This window comes from Thermomonas sp., from assembly GCF_035369645.1.
Taxonomy (GTDB): Bacteria; Pseudomonadota; Gammaproteobacteria; order Xanthomonadales; family Xanthomonadaceae; genus Thermomonas.
Window position 1 is genome coordinate 1 of sequence record NZ_DAOOUM010000069.1, and the last position, 8,391, is coordinate 8,391.

Below are 8,391 nucleotides of genomic sequence, written 5' to 3' on the forward strand. Positions count from 1 at the left end.
GCCGACACCATCGTGGTCAACATTGGCGACATGTTGCAACGCCTGACCAATCATGTGTATCCATCCACCACCCATCGCGTGGTCAATCCGCCGGGTGAAAAAGCACGCCAGCCGCGCTATTCCACGCCGTTCTTCCTGCACCCCAATCCGGACTTCCTGATCGACGTGCTGCCGTCCTGCATCACGCCGGACAACCCCAGCCGCTACCCCGAGCCGATCACCGCACAAGGCTATCTGGAAGAGCGTCTGCGCGAGATCAAGTTGAAGTGATTTGCGCTGTGATCATGTATGGACACTTGCTCACGTCATCCAAAAAAACACCGCCGCCATACGTTCATCCGCCAATACGTTGCCGCAATATGCAGTGGCGCTGTGGATGACGGCAGCGCTGTACAGCAGCAGACGATTGAACTTATTGGGAATGCGCAGATCTTCCACAAATGAATTTGGTGGTACAAACCGCGTGCCCAAGGCATCCACCAAGTTGTTGTGTGGTTTGCTGACGATGTTGCCGCCCAATTGACCATTGGGCATGCGCTGGCGGAAAAAGCTGGTGCCGCATTGTGAAGGCGCATCCGGGGTGAGGTAGAGCACCGCAGCGTAACGGCACAATGCCAGTGAATCCGTATGCGGGCGGGCACCGGCTTCCTTTTCACCCACCACCTGCACGCAATTGTGGTTGAGGGTCTTACCTTCGGGCGTTTGCTGTACCCAAAGTTTTTTTGCGCCAGTGGCTTGCATTACACGCGCTTCGATGTGTGCAATTTCATCCGGCTCCAGGGCCGGAATCGCACGTCGGCCCGGCCAGCTTTCGCCCGTATGCGGAAACCCCAGCGCCCAATCCTGCTTGTTCAAACAGCGCGTACGCACGGCGTGGGCATTGGGTAAAACATCATCAAAGACCCAGTAATCACGGCCTTCGGTGGGTTTGCGGTAGGGCAGCATCCGCAGCATCGGTGTGGGCGGGAATCGGCTATTCATCGCGCCACTATACGAGTCTATGTGCGGGGTTGTTAAACTTCGCTGATAAACAAAACAGGAGCTGTGCATGCGCCGCAAAATCGTTGCCGGAAATTGGAAGCTGCAAGGCAGCCGTGATTTTGCCGCAGCACTAGTCGCTGCGATTAAGGCAGAGGCACCCGCAAGGGTCGATCTGATCGTGTTGCCACCGTACCCGTATTTGGGCGATGTCTTGGCGCATTGCGCAGGCTCGGAGATTGCGGTGGGTGCGCAGGATGTCAGCGCGCATGCCAAGGGCGCATATACCGGTGAAGTGGCAGCTGCCATGCTGGCCGATGTGGGCGCGCGCTACACCTTGGTGGGGCATTCCGAGCGCCGGCAATACCACGCGGAAAGCAGTGCACTGGTGGCGCAGAAGTTTCAGGCAGCGCAAGCGGCCGGTATCACCCCCATTTTGTGTGTGGGGGAGCGTTTGGAAGAACGTGAAGCCGACCAAACCGAGGCTGTCATCGCCAGCCAGTTACAGCCAGTGCTGGACTTGGTGGGCGTGGCCGCCTTTGCCAATGCCATCGTGGCGTATGAGCCGGTTTGGGCGATTGGAACCGGCCGTACCGCCAGCCCGGAACAAGCGCAGGCGGTGCATGCTTTCATCCGTAGCCAAATCGCCACGCAGGATGCTAAAATCGCCGGCTTGCTGCCTGTACTGTATGGCGGCAGTGTGAAGCCCGACAATGCGGCCAGCCTGTTTGCGCAGGCCGACGTGGATGGCGGGTTGATCGGCGGCGCTGCCTTAGTGGCCGCAGATTTCTTGGCCATTGCAGCTGCATTGGCCTGACCGAACCTCAGAGACAAGCCCGATGCTGTTGCAACTCATCCAAATCCTGTATGTGCTGGTGTCGATTGGCATCATCGCGTTTGTGCTGCTGCAACAGGGCTCTGGTGCCCAAGCCGGTTCCGGCTTTGGCGGCGGCGCCTCGGCCACTGTGTTTGGCGCGCGTGGCGCATCCAACTTCCTCAGCAAGTCCACCAAGTGGCTGGCCATCGTGTTTTTTGTCACCAGCATGGGCATGGCGATGTATGCCAGCAAGCAGGCGACAGGCAAAGGCCCGGCCAAAGTGGATCTGGGCGTGATGGCACAGCAGGCAGCCAAACCGGCGGCCAGCCTCCCCACCGCACCTGCACAAAACGCTCCAGCCATCCCGATGGCAGCACCCACGGCGGCACAGCCGGCCCCCGCAGCCACACCCACGGCGGCCCCAGCCACCGCGCAGCCGGCCACTGAAAAACCAACACAGCCTGCACCCGCACCCAGCAAATGACGGGGCATCGCGACACGTTTTAAACTTGCAGTAACCGGCCAAACGGCCGCAGCATTGCCCAGGTGGCGGAATTGGTAGACGCACTACCTTGAGGTGGTAGCGATTTAGGTCGTAGGGGTTCGAGTCCCCTCTTGGGCACCAATAAGCGGTTTCAGACAGTCCCATACAGTCCAGAAAACCCTACGAAACCCGCCTACATGGCGGGTTTTTCGTTTCATGCCGTTCGAGGCAGGGCCATTGAAGTCGACCAAGTTGGGGGCACGATTGGGGGCACGGATCTAAGGCGGGTGATTCAACACGATTAGGCGGTCTCGCCCTGGATGGCTTGCGCGGGTAGGATGTGGGCAACGCTGCTTGTGATGAATGGGGTTTGCCGATGTTTGCGCGATTGTCTCGTAGCTGGAGCCTGATCAAGGCCAGTGCTGGTGTGTTGCGACAGGACAAGGAGTTGCTAGTGTTTCCCTTGTTGTCGGCAGTTTGTACGCTGGTGGTTGCGGCTGCATTTGTGCTGCCGGCGCTGGGGTTGGGCGTTTTGGATGGGGTGCGGGGCGGAGGCGCTTCGCTGGCGATGTATGTGCTGGGGTTCTTGTTTTACTTGGTGCAGTACTTCGTCATTTTTTTCTTCAACTCGGCGTTGGTGGGTGCAGCGTTGATCCGGCTTGAAGGGGGTTCCCCCAGTCTGCGTGATGGGTTGCAAATTGCACGCAGCAAGGCGCTTCCAATCCTGGGTTATGCCGCGATTGCCGCGACCGTGGGTTTGCTGCTGCGCTCACTACAGGAGCGCGCCGGCTGGCTGGGCCGTCTTGCGGTGGGCTTCCTTGGGGTGGCATGGACTGTGGCCAGCTTCCTCGTGGTGCCGGTATTGGTCAGCCGTGATGTAGGCCCGATCGATGCCATCAAGGAAAGCGCCTTGCTGCTCAAGAAAACCTGGGGCGAGAACTTGATCGGGCAGGGGGGTGTTGGGCTGGTGTTTGGTTTGATTTTTGTGGTGATGTCGGTACTGGCAGTACTGCTGATAATTGTGGCAGCAACCAGTGGTAGTGCGGTGCTGATTGGCGTGGCCATTGCCATTGTGGTGATGGCGTTTTTGCTTGCGGCGCTGATCCACGCAGCACTGGCGGGCATCTATTCCGCAGCACTGTATCGCTATGCGGTTGGGCAAGAGGCGTCCACCGGGTTTGATGGGCCACTGTTGGCGCGGGCGTTTGCCATCAAATAATCGAGTTTTGTTGCATATTCTAGCGTTGACATGCTCAAATCCTCAGTATCGTTCTGATATTGGAAATGTCACATGCAGGATCTCAATGACCTGTATTACTTCGCTGCGGTCGTCGATCACGGCGGGTTTGCGGCTGCCGAGCGGGCATTGGGAATACCCAAATCACGATTGAGCCGGCGCATCAGCGCGTTGGAGACCGAGTTGGGGGTGCGCTTGCTGCAACGCTCCACACGGCGGTTTGCGGTGACCGATGTGGGCACCAGCGTGCATCGCCATGCACAGTCGATGCTGGCCGAGGCGCAGGCTGCGCGCGAGGTGGTGGACCAACTCAGCGCCGAGCCGCGCGGCACTGTGCGGGTCAGCGTGCCGGTGTCGATGGCGCAGCAGCAATTCCCCAAATTATTGCCAGATTTCATGGCCCTGTACCCCAAGGTGCGGGTGCAGTTGACGGTCAGCAATCGACGCGTTGATGTGATCAATGAGGGCGTGGATATCGCCATTCGGGTACGCAGCAAATTGGATGACGATGGCAGCTTGGTGATGCGCAGCTTCGGGCAAATTCAAGAGTTGCTGGTGGCCAGCCCACAGTACCTGCAACGCGCGGGGCGGCCACAGACACCCGAACAATTGGCCGAGCATGTCACCCTCAGCGTCAGCGAGGATGATGCGCGCCAACGCTGGGAGCTGCATGGCCCGGATGGCGAAGTGCGGCGGATCGACTTGCAGCCACGGATTACCGGGTTTGATTTTCCGATGATGTTGGCGATGGCTTGCGACGGAATTGGCATCACCTTGTTGCCAGAAACGGTGTGTGCCGAAGCGGTGCGCCGTGGCGAGTTGGAAGTAGTGCTGCCGCAATGGCGCTTGCCGCAAGGTATTGCGCATGCAGTGTTTGCTTCGCGGCGCGGCATGCTGCCGGCGGTACGGGTGTTTATTGATTTTTTGGCCGAAAAACTACCCACGATGTTGGATGCCGCAAGGCTGGAATGCAGTGATCCCGAATGCCTGCGGCGCAAGGCGCAGCGCGGCAAACGCGCGTTGAATGCGTGATGCTCGCAGCCTGATGCTTACAGTCTAGGTTGCTACGATTATGTAGTGCCAACACGGCCAAGCATGCGACAATGGACGCGCTAAATCGGAGAGATGGCCGAGCGGTTTAAGGCACCGGTCTTGAAAACCGGCGAAGGGTTAAACCTTCCGTGGGTTCGAATCCCACTCTCTCCGCCACTTCTCTAGCTTTTTCAACGGTTTCAGCGATGCCCGCTGATCGTTTCTACCAAAATACCGACCAAAGGCGCAGCCGCTTGGCTGCGCCTTTGGCGTATCTGGGGGCTGTGCCGTGCGGGGCGCGTTACCATCCTGTGCAGCGAAACTCCTCTGGTTGGATGCCCCGACCGCCGCTTTTGGACAACGAATTCCCGCATGCCCATCAAGAAATCCGATCTCTATTCCTCCCTCTGGGCCTCCTGCGATGCGCTACGCGGGGGCATGGAGCCGTCCGAGTACAAGGACTACGTGCTGTTCATGCTGTTCATCAAGTACGTCAGCGACAAATACGCTGGCGACGACCTCGCGCCACTGGTGATCCCGCGCGGGGCCAGCTTCGCGGACATGCAGGCGCTGAAGGGCAAGCCCGACATCGGCGACCGCATCAACACCCAGATCATCCAGCCGCTGATCGAGGCCAACCGCAGCAGCCTCTCGCACAGCGACTTCCCTGACTTCAACGACCCCAAGAAGCTGGGCGAAGGCAAGGAACGCCAGGACAAGCTGACCCATCTCGTCGCCATCTTCGAAAACCCGGCGCTGGATTTTTCCGACAACCGCGCCGAGCACGACGACATCCTTGGCGATGCCTACGAATACCTGATGCGCCACTTCGCTCAGGATTCGGGCAAGAGCAAGGGCCAGTTCTACACCCCGGCCGAAGTCAGCCGCACCATCGCGCAGTTGATCGGCATTGGCCCGCACAACACCAACCGCCAGACCACTGCCTATGACCCCACTTGCGGGTCAGGCTCGCTGCTGCTGAAGGTGGCCGCCGAAGCCGTCAACAAGATCACCCTGTACGGGCAGGAAATCTCGGCCACCACCGCCGGCCTTGCCCGCATGAACATGATCCTGCACGACTTCCCGGATGCCTCGGTGCAGTCGGGCAACACCTTGGCCGACCCCAAGTTCAAGGATGGCGACACGCTGCGCACCTTCGACTACGTGGTCGCCAATCCGCCATTTTCGGACAAGGCTTGGAGCAGCGGCCTCACCCCCGATGCCGACCCCTTCCAGCGTTTCGCTTGGGGCGTGCCACCGGCCAAGCAGGGCGATTACGCCTACCTGCTGCACATCCTGCGCAGCCTGAAAGCCAGCGGCAAGGGCGCCTGCATTCTGCCGCACGGCGTGTTGTTCCGTGGCAATGCCGAGGCCGCTATCCGCCGGCAACTGGTGGCCAGCGGTGTGCTGGCCGGCATCGTCGGCCTGCCCGCCAACCTGTTCTACGGCACCGGTATTCCCGCCTGCATCCTGGTGTTGGACAAGCACAACGCCAGCGCCCGCCGTGGCATCTTCATGATTGATGCCAGCAAGGGTTTTTTGAAGGACGGCAACAAGAACCGCCTGCGCGAGCAGGACATCCACCAAATCGTCGATACCTTCCGCAAGGCGCAGGACGTGCCCGGCTATGCGCGCATGGTCGGCTTCGACGAAATCCGCGGCACGAAGAACGACTACAACCTCAACCTGCCGCGCTACATCGACGCCAGCGCCGCCGAAGACCTGCAAGACATCGAAGGCCACCTGCTTGGCGGCATCCCGCAGCGTGACGTGGACGCACTGCAAGCGTACTGGGCGAAGATGCCCGCGCTGCGTGCCGCCCTGTTCGAAAGCGCCGGCCGCGCTGGCTACCTGCAACTGAAACTGCCACAGATCGAGGTGAAGCCGGCCATCCTGCAACACCCCGAGTTCAAGGCCCTCCAGACCACGGTGACGCAACTGCATGCCGAATGGGAAACGGCCATGCGCGCCACGCTCACCGGCTTTGATGCCGGTGGCCACCCCAAGCAGTTCATCCATGACGTGTCGGAAAGTCTGCTGGGCGCCTACGCCAAGGCTCCGCTGCTGGATGCCTACGCCATCTATCAGCACCTGATGGACTACTGGGCGCAAACCCTGCAGGACGATGCCTACCTGCTCGCCGCCGACGGCTGGAAGGCGGTGCCCACGGTGGCCACCGACAAGAAGGGCAAGGCCAAGGGCTGGAGCTGCGATCTGATCCCCAAGACGTTGATCGTGGCGCGCTACTTCACTGCCGAACAACATGCCATCGACACCGCCAGCGCCGCACTGGATACCGCCTGCAGCGCGCTGGAAGCGCTGGAGGAAGAACACGGTGGCGATGAGGGCGCGTTTTCCGGGTTCGACAAGGTCAACGCCGCCGCCGTGAAAGACCGCATCCGCGAAATCGGCAAGGACCGCGACGCCGCCGACGAGTTGGCCATCCTGAAACAATGGCTATCCCTGGCCGAGCAAATCACCGCACTGAAAAAGACGCTGAAAGCGCAGGAAACCGAACTCGACGGCAAAGCCTTCGCCCACTACGCCAAGCTCACGGTGGATGACATCCAAACGCTGGTAGTGGACGACAAATGGCTTGCCACGCTGTCCGCTGCCGTGCACGGCGAAGTGGAGCGCGTCTCACAGGCGCTGACCCGGCGAGTGAAGGAACTGGCCGAACGCTACGCCACACCGCTGCCGCAACTGGCCGAAGAAGTCGCCGCCTTGTCCGAGAAAGTGGCCGCACACCTACGCCGCATGGGCTTTGCCGCATGAAGCCCGCAACCGCCGATGCACTGGCCCCACTGGTCGGGCAAATTGCGCAGATCATCGAACAGGCGCGTGGCCATGTGCGGCAAAGCGTCAACAGCGCCATGGTGGCCAGTTACTGGGAGATCGGCCGCCTGATCGTGGAGCATGAGCAGCAGGGGCAGGCGCGCGCCGCCTACGGCCAACGGCAACTGGCCGAGCTTTCGGCGCGGCTTGCCGCCCTGTTTGGCAAAGGGTTCGACATCAGCAACTTGCGCAACATGCGTCGCTTCCATCTGGCCTTTCCGATTCGAGAGACGGTGTCTCTCGAATTGAGCTGGAGCCATTACAACGCGCTGGCGCGGGTGGGAAACTCCTCCGCCCGCGAGTGGTACAAGCGTGAGGCCATCACCCAAAGCTGGAGCGTGCGCGCGCTGGAGCGGCAAATCGGCGTGCTGTATTACGAGCGCCTGCTCAGCAGCCAGGACAAAGCCTTGGTCGAGGCCGAGGCCGGGGAAAAAACCCAGCCGCTGGCCGACACCGCCAAGGACTTCCTGCGCGACCCGTACATTCTGGATTTCCTCAACCTGCAAGACAAAACGTATCGGGAAAGCACGCTGGAGCAAGGCATCATCGCCAACCTGCAACAGTTCCTGCTGGAGCTGGGCAAGGGCTTTGCCTTCGTCGAGCGCCAGCAGCGCATCCGCTTCGAGGACGAGGATTTCTATCTCGACCTGGTGTTCTACAACTTCAAGCTCAAATGCTTTCTGCTGGTGGATCTGAAACTCGGCAAGCTCAACCATCAGGACGTGGGGCAGATGGACACCTATGTGCGCCTGTACGACGAGCGCATCCGCGGCGCGGACGACGGCCCCACCATCGGCCTGTTGCTGTGCAGCGAGAAAAGCGAAGCCGTGGCGAGGTATTCGGTGCTCGCCGACCAGCAGCAATTGTTCGCCGCCAAGTACCTGCCCTACCTGCCCAGCGAGGAAGAACTCAAGCGCGAGCTGCAACGCGAGCGCGAGCGGGCGCTGGTGCGGATGGCGCAGCAGCAGGAGTTGGGGGAATGAAGGCGGGGTACAAGCAGACCGAGGT

The 8,391-nt window shown here is 60.6% G+C and carries 8 protein-coding genes and 2 tRNA genes; 9 read left to right on the forward strand and 1 reads right to left on the reverse strand.

Translation table 11 applies throughout. The annotated features are described in order from the left end of the window. On the forward strand, positions 1–270 hold a 270-nt coding region (locus PK789_RS10960), incomplete at its 5' end, for a 2OG-Fe(II) oxygenase family protein (protein ID WP_324308811.1). Positions 271–300: 30 nt separating this feature from the next. On the opposite strand, the gene PK789_RS10965 is transcribed toward PK789_RS10960, so the two are convergent. After that, positions 301–981: a DUF6445 family protein gene (locus tag PK789_RS10965; protein WP_324308813.1), complete on the reverse strand. Its 681-nt coding sequence runs from the start codon at positions 979–981 to the stop codon at positions 301–303. Positions 982–1,048: 67 nt separating this feature from the next. On the opposite strand from PK789_RS10965, the gene tpiA reads away from it, so the two are divergent. The 8 genes from tpiA (at position 1,049) to PK789_RS11005 (ending at position 8,366) form a co-directional block, all read left to right on the forward strand. Continuing rightward, positions 1,049–1,795, forward strand: a complete 747-nt coding sequence (tpiA, locus tag PK789_RS10970; protein ID WP_324308814.1) for a triose-phosphate isomerase — start codon at positions 1,049–1,051, stop codon at positions 1,793–1,795. Positions 1,796–1,817: 22 nt separating this feature from the next. Then, on the forward strand, positions 1,818–2,279 hold the full coding sequence (gene secG / locus PK789_RS10975; protein WP_324308816.1) for a preprotein translocase subunit SecG: 462 nt from the start codon (positions 1,818–1,820) through the stop codon (positions 2,277–2,279). Positions 2,280–2,335: 56 nt separating this feature from the next. Then, positions 2,336–2,420: transfer RNA gene (locus tag PK789_RS10980), tRNA-Leu, on the forward strand. Positions 2,421–2,655: 235 nt separating this feature from the next. After that, a complete protein-coding gene (locus tag PK789_RS10985) occupies positions 2,656–3,498 on the forward strand; it encodes a DUF6159 family protein (RefSeq protein WP_324308817.1) in 843 nt (280 codons plus the stop codon). 72 nt (positions 3,499–3,570) lie between these two features. Further along, positions 3,571–4,548 (forward strand): LysR family transcriptional regulator, encoded by a 978-nt coding sequence (locus tag PK789_RS10990; RefSeq protein ID WP_324308818.1) that lies wholly within the window; start codon positions 3,571–3,573, stop codon positions 4,546–4,548. 87 nt (positions 4,549–4,635) lie between these two features. Continuing rightward, positions 4,636–4,725, forward strand: a tRNA-Ser gene (locus tag PK789_RS10995). A 195-nt stretch (positions 4,726–4,920) separates the two neighbouring features. Next, positions 4,921–7,323 carry a type I restriction-modification system subunit M gene (locus PK789_RS11000; protein ID WP_324308820.1) on the forward strand — a complete coding sequence of 801 codons (2,403 nt, stop codon included), beginning with the start codon at positions 4,921–4,923 and terminating at the stop codon, positions 7,321–7,323. Then, positions 7,320–8,366 (forward strand): PDDEXK nuclease domain-containing protein, encoded by a 1,047-nt coding sequence (locus tag PK789_RS11005; protein ID WP_324308822.1) that lies wholly within the window; start codon positions 7,320–7,322, stop codon positions 8,364–8,366. The genes PK789_RS11000 and PK789_RS11005 overlap by 4 nt, the downstream gene beginning before the upstream one ends. Positions 8,367–8,391: the final 25 nt, after the last annotated feature.

Coding starts and splice junctions, on each gene's coding strand:
- PK789_RS10965 (WP_324308813.1), bottom strand. CDS start 981: ATGAATAGCCGATTCCCGCCCACACCGATGCTGCGGATGCTGCCCTAC.
- tpiA (WP_324308814.1), top strand. CDS start 1,049: ATGCGCCGCAAAATCGTTGCCGGAAATTGGAAGCTGCAAGGCAGCCGT.
- secG (WP_324308816.1), top strand. CDS start 1,818: ATGCTGTTGCAACTCATCCAAATCCTGTATGTGCTGGTGTCGATTGGC.
- PK789_RS10985 (WP_324308817.1), top strand. CDS start 2,656: ATGTTTGCGCGATTGTCTCGTAGCTGGAGCCTGATCAAGGCCAGTGCT.
- PK789_RS10990 (WP_324308818.1), top strand. CDS start 3,571: ATGCAGGATCTCAATGACCTGTATTACTTCGCTGCGGTCGTCGATCAC.
- PK789_RS11000 (WP_324308820.1), top strand. CDS start 4,921: ATGCCCATCAAGAAATCCGATCTCTATTCCTCCCTCTGGGCCTCCTGC.
- PK789_RS11005 (WP_324308822.1), top strand. CDS start 7,320: ATGAAGCCCGCAACCGCCGATGCACTGGCCCCACTGGTCGGGCAAATT.